This window comes from Alicyclobacillus suci (assembly GCF_017329615.1).
GTDB lineage: Bacteria > Bacillota > Bacilli > Alicyclobacillales > Alicyclobacillaceae > Alicyclobacillus > Alicyclobacillus suci.
The window spans coordinates 95,127-113,086 of sequence record NZ_JAFMTW010000004.1 but is presented as its reverse complement, the minus strand read 5'-3'; the positions used below and the strand labels follow the sequence as shown (position 1 = coordinate 113,086).

The 17,960-nt window shown below is 52.6% G+C and carries 16 protein-coding genes; 9 read left to right on the top strand and 7 right to left on the bottom strand.

The annotated features are described in order from the left end of the window. The first annotated feature begins 9 nt into the window (after positions 1-9). Complete coding sequence (locus J3482_RS03715; protein WP_206922076.1) at positions 10-900, top strand: RluA family pseudouridine synthase; 891 nt, start codon at positions 10-12, stop codon at positions 898-900. 112 nt (positions 901-1,012) lie between these two features. On the opposite strand, the gene J3482_RS03710 is transcribed toward J3482_RS03715, so the two are convergent. From J3482_RS03710 to J3482_RS03700, 3 genes are all read right to left on the bottom strand, one after another. Further along, positions 1,013-3,067 carry a putative bifunctional diguanylate cyclase/phosphodiesterase gene (locus J3482_RS03710; protein WP_146821592.1) on the bottom strand — a complete coding sequence of 685 codons (2,055 nt, stop codon included), beginning with the start codon at positions 3,065-3,067 and terminating at the stop codon, positions 1,013-1,015. Positions 3,068-3,551: 484 nt separating this feature from the next. Then, positions 3,552-4,091: a DoxX family protein gene (locus J3482_RS03705; protein ID WP_146821591.1), complete on the bottom strand. Its 540-nt coding sequence runs from the start codon at positions 4,089-4,091 to the stop codon at positions 3,552-3,554. A gap of 553 nt (positions 4,092-4,644) precedes the next feature. Next, positions 4,645-5,526, bottom strand: a complete 882-nt coding sequence (locus J3482_RS03700) for an NlpC/P60 family protein (protein WP_438938605.1) — start codon at positions 5,524-5,526, stop codon at positions 4,645-4,647. Between the two features lie 357 nt (positions 5,527-5,883). Here J3482_RS03700 and J3482_RS03695 point away from each other — a divergent pair, with 357 nt between their 5' ends. Continuing rightward, positions 5,884-6,858, top strand: a complete 975-nt coding sequence (locus tag J3482_RS03695; RefSeq protein ID WP_146821590.1) for an aldo/keto reductase family protein — start codon at positions 5,884-5,886, stop codon at positions 6,856-6,858. Positions 6,859-6,956: 98 nt separating this feature from the next. Beyond that, positions 6,957-7,379 (top strand): DUF309 domain-containing protein, encoded by a 423-nt coding sequence (locus J3482_RS03690; protein WP_146821589.1) that lies wholly within the window; start codon positions 6,957-6,959, stop codon positions 7,377-7,379. Between the two features lie 50 nt (positions 7,380-7,429). Here J3482_RS03690 and J3482_RS03685 read toward each other — a convergent pair whose 3' ends face one another. Beyond that, complete coding sequence (locus J3482_RS03685; protein WP_146821588.1) at positions 7,430-7,993, bottom strand: CBO0543 family protein; 564 nt, start codon at positions 7,991-7,993, stop codon at positions 7,430-7,432. A 221-nt stretch (positions 7,994-8,214) separates the two neighbouring features. After that, a complete protein-coding gene (locus tag J3482_RS03680; protein WP_206922075.1) occupies positions 8,215-9,198 on the bottom strand; it encodes an aldo/keto reductase in 984 nt (327 codons plus the stop codon). A gap of 154 nt (positions 9,199-9,352) precedes the next feature. Here J3482_RS03680 and J3482_RS03675 point away from each other — a divergent pair, with 154 nt between their 5' ends. Both J3482_RS03675 and J3482_RS03670 read left to right on the top strand, forming a co-directional pair. After that, complete coding sequence (locus J3482_RS03675; protein ID WP_328702650.1) at positions 9,353-10,432, top strand: retroviral-like aspartic protease family protein; 1,080 nt, start codon at positions 9,353-9,355, stop codon at positions 10,430-10,432. Between the two features lie 423 nt (positions 10,433-10,855). Further along, the gene (locus J3482_RS03670; RefSeq protein WP_188332105.1) at positions 10,856-11,518 is read left to right on the top strand and encodes an MgtC/SapB family protein; all 663 of its coding nucleotides are present in this window, start codon (positions 10,856-10,858) and stop codon (positions 11,516-11,518) included. Between the two features lie 13 nt (positions 11,519-11,531). On the opposite strand, the gene J3482_RS03665 is transcribed toward J3482_RS03670, so the two are convergent. Further along, positions 11,532-11,882 carry a CHY zinc finger protein gene (locus J3482_RS03665; RefSeq protein WP_146821585.1) on the bottom strand — a complete coding sequence of 117 codons (351 nt, stop codon included), beginning with the start codon at positions 11,880-11,882 and terminating at the stop codon, positions 11,532-11,534. Between the two features lie 228 nt (positions 11,883-12,110). Between J3482_RS03665 and J3482_RS03660 the strand changes: the two genes are divergently transcribed. Further along, positions 12,111-12,866, top strand: a complete 756-nt coding sequence (locus J3482_RS03660) for a ZIP family metal transporter (RefSeq protein ID WP_146821584.1) — start codon at positions 12,111-12,113, stop codon at positions 12,864-12,866. Positions 12,867-13,143: 277 nt separating this feature from the next. Here J3482_RS03660 and J3482_RS03655 read toward each other — a convergent pair whose 3' ends face one another. Then, positions 13,144-13,422 (bottom strand): iron-sulfur cluster assembly accessory protein, encoded by a 279-nt coding sequence (locus J3482_RS03655; RefSeq protein WP_021297332.1) that lies wholly within the window; start codon positions 13,420-13,422, stop codon positions 13,144-13,146. A 118-nt stretch (positions 13,423-13,540) separates the two neighbouring features. On the opposite strand from J3482_RS03655, the gene J3482_RS03650 reads away from it, so the two are divergent. From J3482_RS03650 to J3482_RS03640, 3 genes are all read left to right on the top strand, one after another. Then, complete coding sequence (locus J3482_RS03650) at positions 13,541-14,833, top strand: glycosyltransferase family 39 protein (protein ID WP_021297333.1); 1,293 nt, start codon at positions 13,541-13,543, stop codon at positions 14,831-14,833. Positions 14,834-14,972: 139 nt separating this feature from the next. After that, entirely contained in the window at positions 14,973-16,640 is a 1,668-nt protein-coding gene (locus J3482_RS03645; RefSeq protein WP_206922073.1) for a GspE/PulE family protein, read from the top strand. 27 nt (positions 16,641-16,667) lie between these two features. After that, positions 16,668-17,888 (top strand): type II secretion system F family protein, encoded by a 1,221-nt coding sequence (locus J3482_RS03640; RefSeq protein ID WP_021297335.1) that lies wholly within the window; start codon positions 16,668-16,670, stop codon positions 17,886-17,888. Positions 17,889-17,960: the final 72 nt, after the last annotated feature.

The window sequence follows — 17,960 nt, the reverse complement described above, 5'->3', positions numbered from 1 at the left end:
GGTAAAGACATGGCAAAGGAAATCACAATGACGGTTTCAAAACCGCAAGATCTCCTTCCTTTTTTATTGGAACAGTTCTCAAACAAAGGTCGGAATAAAGTCAAAATGATGTTGACGCGTGGGCAAGTGATGGTTGACGGCAGAATCATTACGCGTCATGATCACAAGCTGGAACCGCAGCAGACGGTTAAGGTGTTGGGAACGGCGTCAGGCATGGGCGAGGTGCTGCACGGTATTCGTATATTGTTTGAGGATGAGCACTTGTTGGTTATCGACAAGCCGCCAGGGTTGTTGTCTATCGCTACAGATCAGGAACACGAGCGCACCGCGTACCGCATTTTGACCAATCATGTTCGGGCGGCGTCGAAGGACAACCGCATTTTCATTGTGCATCGGCTGGACAGGGAGACCTCGGGTGTGATGATGTTCGCGAAGCGCGAATCTGTTCAGCAGGCGCTACAGAACTCCTGGCGAGATAGTGTGCTCAATCGCACGTATGTGGCGGTGGTTGAGGGGGAAGTGGCGAAATCAGAGGGCACGATTGAGACGTGGTTAAAAGAGAGTGGCACAAAGACCATGTTTGTCAGTCGCCCGGGAGACGGTGTCAAGGCGGTCACCAGTTTCAAGCGATTAGAGACGAACGGCACCTTTTCGTTGCTGGAGTTGCATTTGGAGACGGGGAGAAAGAATCAGATTCGCGTGCATATGCAAAGTATCGGTCATCCGGTGGTTGGGGATAGGCGTTATGGATCTCGACAAAACCCGATGGGTCGCCTAGGGCTGCATGCGCGACTGCTTACATTTCGCCATCCGGTGACAGGGGAGATATTGACGTTTGAGACGGCCATTCCTGTCGCGTTTCGGAGATTGTTCAGCCAGCGGAATGCTTCAAAGGAATGATACCGGATTGTTGTCGTCGCCTGCCGTTGGCCGCCAAGGTTTCGGCGGGCAACGGCATCGGTTCCGCGGGTGATTGATGTCGTTTGGCGCTTCGGGTTTCAGGCGCGCCTTCTTAGTGTGCCGTCCCTAAATGGGTGTTGAAGTCGTTGCTGTTCGCGGGACGGCCAAGAAAATAGCCTTGTGCTTCGTCACAGCCGTGTTGTTTTAGAAGTTGAAATTGCGTCGCTGTCTCTACCCCCTCGGCAATCGCCGGGATTTGAAAGTTATGGGCGAGTGAGATGATGGTTTTGACAATCGCTAAATCGGCTTCGTTATTTGTGACATCGCGAATGAAGGACTGGTCGATTTTAATTCGGTCAATTGGGAACCGCTTGAGGTACGCGAGGGACGAGTAGCCTGTTCCGAAATCATCGATGTCAATTTTCATGCCCATGTCCCGCAGTGCCTGGAGCGTCTCTTGCGCGTAATGTACGTCTCGCATAATTACACCCTCCGTGATTTCAAGGCCCAGCGCGTGTCCATCCATGTCTGTCTCGGCAAGAATTCGTTTTACGTGATGAACAAATCGGTTATCGATAAATTGTCGAGGGGAGACATTGACATAGATTCGCAGTGGATGATGTCCGGCCTCCCGCCACTGCTTTGCTTGACGACAGACGGTGCGCAGTACCCATAAGCCAATGGGCACAATTAATCCCGTTTCTTCTGCCACCTGAATCAATTCATGGGTCGGATAGATGCCCTGCGGATGATTCCAGCGAAGCAGGGCCTCAGCGCCAATGATGCGGCGCGTCGCCATGTCAAATTGCGGCTGGTAACAAACCGTGAACATATCCTGCGCCAGGGCTTGCCGCAATGCGGTTTCCAGTTTGACTTTGCGCTGCAATTTATCGCTTAGACTTGCGTCAAATAAGCGATACGTGTTTTTACCCTTATCTTTTGCGTCGTACATCGCCATGTCCGCATTGCGGATGAGCTGTTCTGCATCGACGGTATTGTCCGTTCCCATCGCAATGCCAATACTGCCCGTGATGTAGACACATTCTCCCCCTAAATCCCATGGTTCCGAAAAGGTATCCAGAATGCGCTTGGCCACGGTGACGGCTTCGCATGCCTCTTTTAGTCGCGGTAACAGGACGATAAATTCGTCGCCGCCGAGCCGGCAAATGGTACCACTCGCGGGCACACACGCTTGCAGGCGCTGGGCGACTCGTTTGAGCAGCAAGTCACCCATGGAGTGACCGCGCGTGTCGTTTAGTGATTTGAAGTGATCTAGGTCGATGAACAACACTGCGAGTGCATGTCCTGCGCCGAGATCGGCAATCGCGTCGCTAATCCGGTTCGTCAGCATGGCGCGGTTGGCGAGGCCGGTGAGCGGATCGTAAAACGCGAGGTGGTAGATAATCTGCTCCGCGCGCGTACGGTCCGACACGTCCTGTGCCACGCCGTAAATGCCAACGACCTCGCCGTCCACAATCATGGGGACGCCGTGGATTTCGAGTTGAATCTGTCTGCCGCTCTTCGTGACGACGCCAATCTCAATCACATGGCGATTTCCGAGTAGCGTTTCGCGAAAAAACTCCTCACAGCGCGACACGTCTTCGTCGCTGACAAAAAATGAGGTTGGTCGTCCAACAAGCTCGTTTGCCGTGTACCCTAACAGCGTTTCCATTTTCGCGTTCACCGTGGTAATTCTCCCGGATAAATCCACGGAGAACGTGGGATTCGGGTTGTTGTGATATAGCGATTGGTAACGTTGGCGGCTTTCCTCCAAATCTTTGCGATTGTGCACAAAATCGGTGATATCACGGCCGACAACAATTAGAACTTTGCGCCGGCCGTCTGGGTAGAACGTCGGGATTTTTATCGTATCGAAAATTCGTACACGTCCATCGGGTTGTGGAATCGTTTCTTTGCCACGCACCGTCTCGCCTTGCCGCCATACTTCTTCATCGGTGGCTTCACAATGTCTCAATGCCTCCATCATGAACGGAACATGGGTGCCCAGTTCGCTATCGCGCTTGCCCACGTAGTCCACATTGGTGAGATGGAATACTTCTAGCGCGACGGGATTGGCTAGGATCCAGCGACCCTCGCCATCTTTAAAGGCAATGAAATCAGGTAATGTATTCAAAAGGGTTTCGATGGTGTAGTCAAACTGGATCACGTGGTTAACCTCAACTTCCTAACTGATGGATAGGATTGATAATAGACATGTTTCAGCAAATTTCGACAGGACTCTGCGTGCTTTAAGTATATGGGCTTTTTCTAGCTTTGAAAGCCTATTTTTTACTGTATCAAACTATCTGTCTGTATTGTATTTGCACAATGGGCTGCAAACAAATCGGACGATCGCATTTAGAGGTCAGATTGGTTAGCAATTGATTGCGACGCCATTGTACAATCCACAGCGGCACGATGCTACTAGGAATTTCTGAGCATTACCGAAGGTGGGAAAGTCTTTTTACGCGAGGTACGTAAATGTCCAAGATGAAAGGGCACGCCCTAAATCGAAGCGGTGCCCAGCGAAGTCATTATCTGTTGAAGTGATTTGTTGAGTGGATGTGGGATACAGTTGGGATACAGTAATGTAGAGAAAAATGCAGGTGGACAAGGAGCCGCCTGCGGATGGACAGGATGCTTGATTCGCGTTAGAGGCGCGGTGATGACGCAGTCTCTATGCGGTTTGCCTGTCCTGCTTGGACGAGTCCAGTGAATTTGCGGAGATAGGGAACCAGCCAATAGTCGCCTCCGAAAAATCCTGAATTGGAGCCTCCGACAATGATAAACATGCCAATTAGAATGTCCATGGGATTGGTTGAAATGCTGCCTGCGAACATGTACATGAAGTTCATCAACATGGCGAAAAATGCAGCGGCCGTCGTCAACACGCCAAAGATAAGCCCCACGCCTACAAGCACTTCACCCCATGGAATCAAGAAGTTGAACACATCCGCATGCGGGATGGCAAAGGCGTGGAGAAATGCGTTGTACCACGGATACGCTGGATGATTATCGGGGCCAAGAACAGGATGTTGTAGACTGTGGATGAGAAATCCCGCTGCGCTAAACGACTTGGCATCCGTCAATTTTCCCCAACCGGCATGAAGAAAAGTCCAGCCAAGGTACACCCGAAGTAGCATTAACACAGCAGACGCATATCTGCTTGATCTCAACCACGTGGTAAACATAGCTCCATCTCCTTCATGAATATGACTAATTTAGTCAACTTTTCCCCCCCGATTATATTGTTAGTTAATTCTAACGTCAATAGTTAGTATTGACTAACTTATGTTTGCTGATTACTCATGAATCACTTCTCGAGGACGGAGATAGGGAGATGCTGATGGAGTAAACCTACCATGTCTAGTTTTCCCGGGATTTTAAAGGAGTCTATAACAAAAAGTGGGGAGTTGGTCAGGAAAGGGATGCCTGCGTGGGGAGCCACGCATCCGACCGCGGACGTGATTTTAGCCCATGGGGGATAGGATTTTCTCCGATTGAGTTCCTAAGTCGAACCTATCCCCGTTTCAGGGTTGAAAAGGGGCCTGGCCTCTTCGAACACAAGGCCGACTGTCATATCTGTCGTCCAAAATCCCCCGAAAAACCGGGCGGGTAGTTATGTGCGTAGCTCATCGACTGTTTCGATATTTTCCCTATTTGTGAATTTGGCGGTTTTACGCGATATGAAGGCAGGCGACGCATCATTCGCGCCGCCTGCTGTTTATGCTGAATTTGTGTGAATTAGCCGATGACGTTTCGCGCGCCATAGTAGTGCGACGTGTAGTAGGAGTTGGAGAACACATTTTGCACGATAATGACACCTTTGGATGACGACGACTCGAGCATCGCACCATTTCCAAGATAGATGCCTACGTGGGTCACGTGATTGGCGTATAGGCTCGCGTTGGAGTCTGTGTCTTGAAAGAACAGCAGGTCACCCGGTTGCAATGCGCTTTGGCTTACGGGCGTGCCGACGGTGGCCTGATCATGAGACTCCCGCGGTAGTGTGATACCTGCATGTTGATAGACGTACTCGACGAGACCGGAGCAGTCAAAACCTGCGCTCGGCGTGTCGCCGCCCCACGCGTACGGCGTGCCAATCAAACTTTCTCCGTAGGTGACGATAGATTGCCGCTCTGCAGCGCTGCTGGATGGTGACGCAGCCGTTTGGCTCGGACTCGTTGAACTCGTGGTTGATGCGCTGGTAGCTGTCGCTGGGGTCGAGGGGGTAGGAATATTTACAGTTTGTCCGACGCTCAGATTGCTGTAGTTGCTGATTTGTGGATTTGCCGATTGGATGGCGGCAAGGGATACGCCATGTGCAATGGCGATTTTATACAGAGTATCGCCTGGCTGGACGGTGTACATAGAGCATGGCAAATGAATTGTCTCGCCGGGATAAATACTTGCGACATTCGTAATCTGTGGATTGGCAGACTCGAGTGCGGCGAGTGACACGTGTTCTGCGGTTGCGATTTTGTACAGCGTGTCCCCAGTTTGTACTGTGTACGTGAGATTGGTTGTGGGGGTGGTTGCAGCGAACGTCGTCGCAAAACCTGCACTGGCTGTCAGGGCTACAAAAGTTGCGGTGGCGGCGATTATGCTTCGTTTCAAGACGTTCACTCCAATGTTTTGAATGATAGCTGGATGGAGCAAGTTTTCTGCGGATGAGCACTTTTCCCCTTTATGTAATTCCATCCAGCGGGTCAACTGGTAGATTGTGAGGGGCGATAGCAAGACCCAGTTGCGGTAATCTGAAAACAGACTGCGTGATGGGGTTGGTTGTTTAGGTGGCGCGATATCATCCGTATCGCCACCCAATCCGCCCATCCCATCACCCCTCAACTCATCGCCCAAGCTCTTGCCTTATATGTTCGGCGTGCGCACCTTGCATATTCCTTTCCACTGAGGCTCGGGTGCAGTACACTCATCACGTAGCGATGTGTATCCGAATGTAGGCCATGTCAAGGAGGAATATTTGTGAAATATCGGAATCTGGGCGTAAGCGGTGTCAAAGTGAGCGAGGTTTCGCTCGGGAGTTGGTTGACCTATGGGACGGCGACGGAGCGGGAGACCGCCATGGCTTGTATTGATCAGGCGTATGAACTGGGTATCAACTTTTTTGATACGGCCAACGCCTACAATCAGGGCGAGGCCGAGAAAGTCGTCGGTGAGGCGCTGCGCAAGTACCCAAGGCACAGCTATGTGCTGGCGACCAAGGTTTACTTTCCGATGGGGGAGGGGCCGAATGATCGGGGATTGTCTCGCAAGCACATCATTGAGCAGTGTGAGGCCAGCCTGCAACGTCTGGGGCTTGATTATATTGATCTCTACCAATGCCACCGTTACGACGAATCCACGCCGCTCGAAGAGACGCTGTGGGCGCTCGATGATCTCATCACCCAGGGCAAGGTTCTATACGCGGGTGTCAGCGAATGGAGTGCTGCGCAAATCGCCAATGCGAAAGCCATCGAAGCGAAGCGCAACCTGCGGCCTCTTGTATCGAACCAGCCGATTTATAACATGCTTGTTCGTTACATAGAAAAAGAAGTTCTACCGACGTGTGCGTCGTTTGGCATAGGCCAAATTGTGTTCTCACCGCTCGCACAGGGCATTTTGACGGGGAAATATAAGCCTGGGCAGGGTGTTCCTGAGGGGACGCGCGCGGCCAATCGTGAGACTAATCATTGGATTAGCAGCTACCTGCGCGATGACGTGCTTATGTCCGTGCAGAAACTGGAGAACATCGCTCAATCGATTGGTGCTTCGCTCTCGCAGTTGGCCATCGCCTGGACACTTCGTCAGCCGGGCGTCAGTTCTGCAATTATTGGTGCCAGTCGCGTGTCGCAAGTAGAGGAAAACGTCAAAGCGGTCGACGTTGTACTCAGTGACGACGTGCTGGCTGAAATCGAAAAGATTCTCCAAGAAATCGATGGGTTTGTGCCGATTTGGTAAGTCATTGACGTCAAGTGGGTGGGCTCCAGAATGGGGTGCCCCCACTGTATTCGTCAAGCTGTCTGACAACGGAGTCGGATCAACAAGGGGTGCTGCAGATGGATTATCGCCTGCTGTCGTACTTGTACTATTTCAATGTTGCCAAAGATTACTTCGAGTGCCATGAATACGGGGAGCATCTGTGGTTGGAGCGGGGGCGCCCGGTGGTCCTGAAGGGGCTGATTCAGGCGGCTGTGACACTATATCATCTGCAACGGGGGAATGTTCGCGGAGGGTATGCGATGTGGCAGCGCGCAAGGGGCTACCTAGATGAGGGGCGCCCAGTGTACGAGGGCATCGACGTCGAGTCTCTGATAGCCGACATCGACGCTGTATATGCAGCCGTGCCACGTCAATGGTACAGGCGGAGGGTCAGCCCGGACGCTGTTGCCGAGCTTTATCTCCCGACGGTGTACGTGCGAATTGTCGATGACTCCGTTCAATCCCGGCTGTCCACGTATACCCCACCAGCCTTACCTTAGGGTGTGAAGACCGTAACGCCAAATGATTGGGGACAAAAGCGCTTGCGATGCTACTTTTGTGCGGATCGTAATTCTGTTTCCTGTAGCTTGATGACGGTTAATCGGAGTGACATGGCCATAATGCAGTAGATTGCGAATGAGTAGACGTGCCGCCACGAAAGCGGGTTATACACATCTAGCCATTTACATAGAGGCTCAATCACGAATGCAGCTATTCCGGAAATCAAAAGGATGGTAATAGCGAATGATTTCCACGTCGCGCAATATTGATGGGCCAGCATGAAGACTACTGGGATATCGGTGATGTCTGCCGCAAGTAAGCCAGGGAATTGAACGCAGAACTCCGTTTTATACATCCACCAGAGGTTGAGTGTTCCGATTGTATCGAGTGTGACAGAAATGACAGCGGCGAGTGCGCCAAAAAGCAGCAGTTCAATCAACCTCGTCTTATCGGCGAGTTTCCACCAGATAATCCAGGGGACAATGACGAGCGCAAACAGTAGCCACCAGAACCAAGTAAATATGTCGTGGTGCAGCCAGTGCTGGAATCTGAGATCCTGCAGCTTTTTTGTGGCCTCGTAAATATTGCTGTAGTCCGTTGTTGGATTTGACACGAGCTCTGCCTCCTGGGGCACATTCAGATATCGCAGGCAGTATTACCTTGTATGGGGGTGTCTATTCTCGTGGAGCAAGGTGTAGCAACAAAGAGACAAGGATTCCGGTATCTGCGTAACTTGACATTCTCTCAAGATGATGGGAAAGAGGCGCGCAAGCAGGCGACAGATTGTTTCACTTTCTTGCGCGCCATGGTGGTCTAACCCGATAGCGCGATGCTTTAGTACGCGCCGCGGATGTGCGCTTTTACGCGCTCGTTGTAGAACTCGGATAGCCGTGCGAGCTCTTCCGCCGAGAACGGTGGCACGTCGAGTGCAGCGAGGTTGTCGTCGACTTGTGCCACAGATTTGAAGCCAGGGATGACACAAGAGACTTCGTCGAATGCCAAGCACCATTTGAGTGCGGCGCGAGCCATTGTGCCGCGGTTGTTTGCAATCCAGGTGAGGTCTTGAGCGAGAGTGACTCCGGTTTCAAATGGCAGGCCTGCAAATGTCTCACCGACGTTGAAGGCATCGCCATTGCGGTTGAATTGGCGGTGGTCATCCTCTGGGAAAACGTCGGTCTTGCGGAATTTTCCGGTCAGTAGGCCGCTGGCGAGCGGGAGCCGTACCAGAATACCGACATTGCGCTTGGCTGTTTCCGGGAATAGTTCGTGAATGGGCTTTTGCCGAAAAATATTGAAGATGACTTGCAGGGCCTCGACGCCTGGGTATTCAATGGCGGTCAGTCCCTCTGCAACCGTTTCGACGCTCACGCCGTAATGTTTCACTTTGCCTTCGCGCTTGAGCTTGTCTAGCACCTCGAAGACGGCTCCTTGCTTCAGAATTTCGTGCGGTGGGCAGTGGATTTGATAGAGGTCAATCGCTTCGCGGTTGAGACGTTTGAGACTTGCTTCACAGTACGCACGAACCGACGCCTCAGAATATGTGTTCGGGTCGTGAATATCGCCCGCCCGACAGAATTTTGTCGCGATGTGAATCTCATCCTCGCGCCCCTTGGTCGCGATGGACAGCAGGTGTTCGGAGCGACCGTCGCCATAGACGTCGGCGGTGTCAAAAAAGTTGACCCCGCGGTCGATAGCGCGCGCCAGACCGTCGAGCGCCGCTTGTTCATCGACATGGCCCCAAGCGCCGCCGATAGCCCATGTGCCGAAGCTCACTTCACTGACTTTTAGTCCTGTACTGCCTAGTTCGCGGTAGTTCACGACAGAACCTCCTCGTATCTTCGCAATCGATGTTTACGCTTTCTTATAGTTTTGCATGAAAACCCCGAGATGTCGAATTGGATTAGCAGGAATGGGGATAGGGCGGATCGAATTCTATGGAAGATTATCTATTAAAAGAAGGCAGGAAGATTCTGTGAAGCCCATCAAAAAATTGAGCATTTTGCTATCGTCGTCTGCCGTTGCACTCTTGCTCCCCAGTATTGCCGCTACGGCTCATGCGGCCACGACGAAGGTGGCCACAGGTCAGGTCCGGGCGGAAGTCAATGGGAAATCCATCCCGGCGATTGCGGTGGGCAATGAGACGTATCTCGAGTGGCAAGCGCTCAAATCGTTTCAAACCCCGTATGAGTATCTAGGCGATGGCAAATTTGCGATTACCGGCGGTACCGTTCAAGGCGTGGTGTATCAAGGAAACACATACCTGCCATGGGCGAAAGTTGGAGCGAAAATCAAGGCCACCAAGCTGAAGGGTGGCGGCTTTAATTTTACGTCTGTCCCTGTTCCGCACGATTATGAAATCTATATGGATAAGCAGTCGGCGCCCGTTGGCAGTCCGGCGCCCATTAACGTGCTGGTTGGCGACAATGACGAATCCGTTCCACATCAGCCCATCACCTTGTCAGTGACGGGAAACGCTTATTTTTCGTCTGACCAGGACAAAAGTACCCTCAGTGATTACACGGATGAGGATGGGAGCTATATTGCAGCCGTTGATGACAGTCACGCAGAGACGGTGAAGGTCACTGCTTCGTGGAAAGATCCGAGTGGGCATGTGCAATTGACTACTACGTCTGTGACGTTCTCACCAGCGAGCGCCACGATGGCGACGCCTCCAGCCGGAGATACGGTGGTCGCGTCTGTCCCCATCACAACGTATCAAAATGCTGTCCTCTTCAATGCGCAGGCGGGGGGAAGTGACGTCTTGTTGCAGTTGGACACGGGGGCATTTGAGCCGCTGATTACGAAAAGCTTGGCGGATGCACTCAACCTGCCGAATCTAGGGGATATTCAAGTTGAGGGCGTTGGCGGCGAAGACGATGCGTACGTCAGCAAAATTACGTTGAGTATTGGGGGAACTGAATTCCCGGATATTCCATGTATTGTCGATCCCAGCTATTCCGGCGTCCCGCTCTTTGGCTACGGATTTTTCCAGGACAATGGTTATGACTTACTCGTTTCGCAAAAGGATAGCACTTTGACGATTCTGAAGTAATCTCGTTGTATCCAGATGATTGTGTTGTCCCCATATGCCGGCTGGATCCATCAGAGCTTCTGGTGGCCCATCCGGCTTCTTCATATCTGCTTGCCGCTGTTTGCCGTCATGGTTCATAGCGGGATAGCGTGGGCTTCACTTCACTGTGGAGGGATATGTGTTGATGATAGCGCAAAAAGGCTCGAACTCTTTCAAAGAGTCGAGCCATTGTCGAATATGGGAGAAGAAGTAACTTGCAACTACACAAACAGGTAGATGCTTGTCACCCCTGCATGAATTATAACACGTTAGTTTACATAATGTAATTACCTTTTGCTGGAATGCGTGGCAAAGTTTTCAGACTAGGAAAAACCTATTCGGCGTAAGATGGATGGAGCAGACAAGTTTGTAGTATACGTGATAGAAACAAGCGAGGTGACCTGCATGCACATGCAATTGGAGTTGGTACTACGGCTGATTATTTCCGGCATTCTTGGTGCGTTCATTGGCTGGGAACGAAAAAGTCGCGAAAAGGAGGCTGGCTTGCGTACCCATTTCGTGGTGTGTGTAGGTAGCGCACTGATCATGATTGTGTCGAAGTACGGGTTTCAGGATTTGATGGGATTGAACTCAATCGTTTTGGACCCAAGCCGAATTGCGGCGCAGGTCGTCAGTGGAATTGGGTTTCTCGGTGCGGGGACAATTATTGTCCAGCGCCAATCTGTACGGGGTTTGACGACAGCCGCAGGTTTGTGGGCGACGTCTGGAATTGGGCTGGCGATTGGTGCGGGGATGTACGTGGTTGGCACCGTGACGACACTGTTAGTGCTGATTGCTTTAGAGGTCCTGAATCGATCCCGCCGCCTCTCCCTTCCCTCCCAATGCCGTCTGATGATTGAGACAGGCGATTTACATGCGGTACTGCATATGCTTGAGACTGGATGTTCCGAGGTGCGCAAAGCGAATATTCGCAGCGTGACTGCGGCAGCGGATACGCCAACATTGACGGTGACTATCCAGTTGCGAACACGCCGCGGCGCCGATGTCAACGATGTCATTTCGAAATTGCAAGCTCTGCCTGACGTATTTTCTGTCCGCTTGGATTAACAGGATTAAAACGTTACGCCATGGAGAAATATAGATGATAGTGTCGGCTGCAACCTGGGTTGAATGACGCGAAACAGGATGGACAGGTGTTGTTTGCCTCAAGATAATCTTGTATCGAGAGTTCGTGTCCACAATGGCCGCAGAGAACCGCCTTTTCACGAAACTGGTCGTTTGGCCAAACGGTCGCTTTGTGATTTGCCACGGCCTCGTGACACGCGTGACAAGGGTAGTAGGTATTGCAACATGGAAACTTGATAGCGATAATGTCTTTTTCCGACGCGTAGTGGGCACACTTGGTGTCTGGTTGGACGCCTACACCGCGCACAACGACACCGTGGACGAGTGTTTCATGTTGGTTTTCCATATCCATCTCACACTTTCTGCCTGGGCGCGCGTCCACTTCTGCAACAAGATGAACGCTTATCACACCGCAAGTTGGACGCTTTATTTGACGCTTTATCGGGATTGGACTACCTATAGATGGCCCGAATCACATACAAATCGTAACGTCCCTTATTTACACGTTAGTATAACGCTGATACAATCACCATGCTACACCAAATGTCTGGGACTCGTGGAGTGATGTAGGTCAATGTGGTTTGCACTGATCTTGTGCACCATTGCAGCATTTGCTGATGTGATTGGCGGTGCTGTCACTGTGGTTAAGCGACTGAACCCACAGCAGACGATGATTGTCACGGGGCTCGGCGCGGGGTTCCTATTAGGCGCCACTGTACTAGACCGATTGCCTGACTCGTTGAGCGAACTGCCGGCAACATCGCCATTATACATTGTCATTGGTTATCTCATTTTGTTGATTTTAGAACGATACAGTGCGAATGCACACCACCGCGAATCGGCTGCCCCCGAGATGGGGCACCACCCTGGTGCGGTACTTAGCTCTCGGGCTGCCTTCGTCTCTTTCGTCGGATTGCTGTTACATACCTTTATGGACGGTGTCATTATCGCGGGCGCATTTAGTATCAGCCGCGCTACAGGATTGCTCATTTTTGTCGCCATTACTATGCACAAAATACCTGAGGGATTTAGTATGGCCACCATCACGCTCGCTTCGGGCACATCGCGGATGCGCGCGCTGCTGACGTCCGTGGGTCTCGCGGTCTCCACCCTCATTGGCGCCGTTTTGACTCTGGAAGTTGGGGCGATTGACCAACATGTCGTCAAAATATTAATGGCGCTGGCTACTGGTACGTTCCTCTATGTGTCGATGACTGACCTCATGCCGGTAGTTCGAGGCCAAAATCGCGGCAGTGTCATTGCCGCTGTGATAGGCGTTGGCATCTTCTACATCTCGTTGCTGCTGATTCAGCACGTGGGCCTGAGCTAACGAGCGTGCGCGAACGGTCTTTTGGCGACTGTCGCGGCGCGATTGGGGGCCGGTAATCCGGTGCGCCTGCGGCACCTCTCTGCGGTTGGACTGTCTTAATCAGACATTCGCGCGTCTCTTGGTGTCAGTAAGGCATCAAATCTGCGCGAATCGTCAGTTTCGGCTTTTATCGGGCAGCTTTTCAGTAAATAGGGCTTGTTCCGTACCTGATGTCCACAGCCCCCAAGCCACCCCGCTGCAGCCCCATCACTCCATCGCCACCCCGCCGATGCGTATCCTAACAGCGCAGATTGTCGGCATCATGAAATGAGAAACCAGCGTCCGTAAAATCTATCGTGACGTCCTTAAGCAGTCGGTGGCACGCGCTGTCGACGAAGAGGGTGACCTCATCTATCACAATTCGTTCATCCAACTTGCTCTCTGTGTCATCCACGATGAGTTGGAATCTTGGACCACCACACTGATAGGCCCGGGCTACTCGAATGAATTCGCCGTCGGCGAGTTCTTCTCGGCTGAATCGAAGCAGTTCCATTTTTGCAGCATCTGTCACCGTCACGTGCAACCGCTCCTCTCACAGATGATTGTATCGTCGATGGTGACGTCTGTCAGCGGGTATTCACTGCCTGTCGAATGGTGTAGACTGTTGGCAAATAACTTGTGAGGCTTGGGAATCAATGAACCGACAACGAATCTTACATCACGCACTATGGATAGTCCCCATCGCCCTGGCGATGGTCATTCGTCTATGTGTCATTTTCCATTACGGACCGTATGTGACCCTCCACAGCGATGATGCAGGGTATTTGCGCAGTGCAGAGTGGCTCTTGCAATCGGGTACATATTCATACTACACCCCGGATGCGCCGACGGTTCACATGTTACCCGGCATGACGCTGATTTTGGCTGCCGTGCTCGGCGTGTTTGGACAAGGTGCCGTTGGGCTGTATGTCGGGAAAATCGTGTTTACGCTGATTGGCGCTGTCGGTATCCTCGGGGCGTACCAGAGTGTAGCCTACGTTTGGAACCGGTATGCTGCGTTTGTCGTGGCTTTGTTTCTTGCGCTGTACGTGCCAGGGATAGAAACGGATACGTTGTTCCTGACGGAGACGCCGTTTATGGCCGCTTTCGCGTGGACCGTGTTCTACCTGTTCAAGGCCGCCGACTCACACAGGTTGCGCCACGTCGTCATTGCCACCGTGTTGTTCATGGTGTCCGTGTATTTCCGGCCAAATGTGCTACTTTGGGCCGTCATTGTACTATTCTATTTGATTATCAAGCGTTACCCGTGGCGCAAGCTTATTGGACATGGGGTCATTGCGGCGTGCATTGTGGTTGTTTGCATGTTGCCTTGGTGGATTCGCAACTTGCTGGTCTTTCATCAGTTTATTGCGCTGACGGACGATGCGGCCAACCCGCTGTTGCTCGGCACGTTCCAAGGCGTGAATTTCCCGAATCCGAGCAATCCGACCGTCGTCGAGCATCACATCCTGGATGTACACCCTGACTTGCGGCCGCAAGCCATGCACGAAATTGCGTGGTTTAAAGCTCAGCAGCACGCGGCGATGTATCGCATTCGCGAGTGGCATCACGCGCATCCGCAGGATTTTTGGCGAAGCTATCTGTGGATTAAGCCGGGGATTCTTTGGAACCGGGCGTATTATCCCATTCGCATCCTCGGTGTATTGCCGGACACGCTCAAGGCGATTCAGCCTGTCCTACTTTGGATCTCGCTGATCGGCCACGGCCTCGCGCTGTTATTTGCACACGGCAAACGCCGCGAGGTTCTCACGGTCCTGTTGACGCTCTTGTACTTTACGGTCTTGTTCAGCGTGTTCTTCGCGTATCAACGGTACAATGAACCGCTGATGTGGCTGATGTTCTCCGGCGTTCCGTCGGGTATCTACGGGCTCGTCCAGGCGGGAAAGTGGCTATTCGCCGGGTGGCGTCGGGCGCCCGTCCAATCCTGAATGAAAGAAAAATGAGCTAACGCCTCCAAGTCAGGCGCCCGAAGTTTTGTTCGGGCGCCTGATTCCGCTCGTCCAAAGCTTTGTCTTCTGTGCTATATTAACTCATGTATAGAACGTCAGAATCCGTAGGGGATTGGGTATGGCGCGAAAGCGGATCGGTGAAATGCTTGTCGAGGTCGGCATCCTGACACCTGAGCAGCTCCAACAGGCACTGCGTGAACAACGCGAGACGGAGGAGCGCCTGGGCGATGTCCTCATCAACAAGGGGTATATTACACAAGAGCAGCTCGTCGAGGTGCTCGAATTTCAGCTGGGTATTCCACATGTACAGCTCTCCCAATATCAAATTGACAGAAATCTACTAAAACTCATTCCAGAACGCCTCGCGAAGACGTATAAAGTTGTCCCGTTTCGCCGGGAGGGAAACCGCCTTTTTGTGGCGATGGTCGATCCGCTCGATTACTATGCCATCGACGATTTGCGAATGACGACAGGCTTTGCGATTGAGCCGGCGATTGCCGCGCGGGACGACATTCAACGAGCCATTCATCGCTATTACAATTTGCAAGAGTCGGTGGAGGCGGCGATTCAGAGTGTCCCTGCCGAAGCGTTGGTCGACGAAGCGGAAGCCAACCGCGTGGATTCGCCTGTGGTGCGCCTGATGAATCAGATTTTGTTGCAGGCCGTTTCGGCGCGGGCGAGTGACATTCATTTTGATCCACAACCCGAAGGGGTACGCATTCGCTATCGCGTCGACGGCGTTCTGCGCACAGAGCAGACCTTGCCGCGCAGTATGCAGAACGTGCTCGTGGCTCGCGTGAAAGTGTTGGCGAGCCTGAATATCGCCGAACAGCGTCTGCCGCAGGATGGTCGGTTTCAGCTTCACGAGGCGAACCACGATATCGACGTTCGCGTCTCGACGATGCCGACGGCGCACGGTGAGAAGGTCGTGTTGCGTGTACTTGATTTGCGAACGACGGTCTTGCAACTGGAGCAATTAGGCTTCAGCGACGCGAATCTCTCGACGTTTCGCGCTATGCTCCATCGTCCGCAAGGCGCGATACTCATCACGGGGCCGACAGGTTCAGGGAAGACGTCAACTCTGTACGCCGCGCTGCGCGAGCGCGCGACGCCGGAGGTCAACGTCATTACCATCGAAGATCCGATTGAGTATCAGATGGACGGGGTCAATCAGGTACAGGTGAATCACGCGACAGGCCTGACGTTCGCGCGGGGGTTGCGGGCGATTTTGCGGCAGGATCCGGATATTGTCATGATTGGTGAGATACGTGACGACGAGACCGCGGAAATTGCTGCTCGTGCCGCCGTGACGGGCCACCAGGTGTTCTCCACCCTGCACACGAACGATGCGGCGAGCGCCTTGAACCGCTTGATGGACATGGGTGTGGAACCCTACATGGTCGCATCGGCCATCACGGGCGTCGTGGCTCAGCGGTTGGTCCGCAAAGTGTGTCGACAGTGTAGCGTGCCGTATCAGCCAACGCCTATTGAGGAGAAATTGTTTGCCGATTATGGCTGCTCCAGTGCGAATTTGGTGATTGGCCGCGGTTGTAGAATGTGTGGCAACACGGGGTACAAGGGGCGCATGGCGGTCCATGAACTGTTTCTCATGGACGACGAGATAGCCCGCATGGTGTTGAATAGGCAATCGGACAGCGACTATCGGGCGTACGCCTTGGCGCATGGCATGACTGCGATGATTGCAGACGGATTGGCAAAAGCGAGTGCACAGTTGACGACCGTCCAGGAAGTTCTCCGGGTCACGGCGATGGACGCGCGCTATTGATATCGCCCGCGGAAAGGAGCGCCCACGATGGCTGTCTTCACATACGAAGGCATCGTCAGCCGAGGTCATCGGCAACGCGGCCGCGTTGAAGCGGAGCACCGTGACGAAGCATTGTATCAGTTGACGCAACAAGGTATTCATGTGGTTCAAATTGAAGAGGTCAAGAATTCAGTATGGACAAAGGAAATTACGTTTGGTAGAAAGAAGATCAAACCGGATGAATTTGTGGTGTTTTGTCGGCAGTTTGCAACGTTGATTCGGGCCGGAATCCCCGTCGTGGAGTCGTTGCAAGTGTTGGCGGAGCAAGCGCGAAGCAAAGATTTCCGATTCGCGCTGGACAGCGTGATGGAGCGCGTGACGGACGGGACGGCGCTGTCGGAGAGCTTGGCGCAGCACCCCAAAATCTTTCCGCAAATGTTCGTTCAAATGGTTCACGCGGGTGAAGTCTCCGGTACATTGGACGACGTGCTGGAGAGTACCGCGACGTACGTCGAGAAGCAGCACGAGACGACAGAGAAAATTAAGTCCGCGATGGTCTACCCGGTTTCGGTGAGCATCTTTTCCATTGCGGTGGCGATTTTTCTGCTCGTCCGAGTGATTCCTACGTTCGTGACCGTGTTTCAAGATCAGCATCTCACACTACCTCTGCCAACGAGAATCATCTTAGCACTCTCCTTCTTTGTCACACATCGTTGGTACATTGTATTGTCCATCATTGTTGTCTTGTGTGCCGCGATACTGATCGCGTCCCGCAACCCGAAAAATCTCTACCTCAAGGATAAGTGGATTTTGCGAATCCCGGTGTTTGGGACACTGTTGCAAAAGGCGGCGGTCGCTCGTACGACGCGCACCATGTCGATGCTTTTTCGAAGTGCTGTGCCTGCGTTGGAGGCCATCTCTATCACGGCGGATGCGGTCGATAATCGCTATATTGCAAGCACGCTGCGCGATGCTCGCGAGCATTTGCAAAGTGGTGAATCTATTGTGGAGCCACTGCGCGCAAACGACGCGTTTCCCCCGATGGTCACCCAGATGATTCGCATCGGTGAACAGACGGGTAACCTCGACGACATGCTCGGCAAAGTTGCCGATTTCTACGAGGCGGATGTGGCGACGATGGTTGATCGACTGCGGCAACTGATAGAACCCGTGATGATTGCGTTTCTGGCCGTCGTGGTCGGCGGTATTGTCCTCGCGGCGCTATTGCCTATGTTCTCTCTTTATCAGGGCTTAGGGAATATGAGCTAGGTATGCGGCATAGTTTTTTCATAGATAGATTGTGATAAGGGTAGGTAATTCTCGGGTTAGTACCTGGATTAC